This is a genomic window from Vibrio sp. 10N.222.49.C9, from assembly GCF_041474985.1.
Classification (GTDB): Bacteria; Pseudomonadota; Gammaproteobacteria; order Enterobacterales; family Vibrionaceae; genus Vibrio; species Vibrio crassostreae_C.
On sequence record NZ_JBFRVD010000797.1, the window covers coordinates 1 to 381 of the forward strand.

General features: G+C 46.5%; 1 protein-coding gene. It reads right to left on the bottom strand.

Translation table 11 applies throughout. The features are described 5' to 3' along the window. Window positions 1–381, bottom strand: a 381-nt coding sequence (locus tag AB4585_RS25655; protein WP_372171601.1) for a YfbR-like 5'-deoxynucleotidase, incomplete at both ends; no start/stop codon positions are given.

The window sequence follows — 381 nt, forward strand, 5'->3', positions numbered from 1 at the left end:
CCCTCAAGCTCTTTTGCGGCATGAATGAACCCATCAATTATGTCAGCGGCTTTAACAATAAACTTCAATTCACCATCAAGCTCATCTTGGATGATGTACTCACGCATATGCTGACCAAAAGCGGCATCACTATAGGAGTCAGCTAGATCGCGCTCTGCTTTAGCTTCGAGAGCCTTAAAGAGATCCATCGCCTCTTTCGAGCTGTATTTAACTGAATGAGGAATATCACCCGGACCAGAAGACTCGGCAAGGTCATGATAGATTGCCATTGCGGCAACACGGTCGGGATTCACCGTTGGATTTCCAAGTGTGTGCTTAGCGATCATTGCAATGTGATGTGCTATGACGGCAACACGAAAGGTATGCTGACCTACATCATCA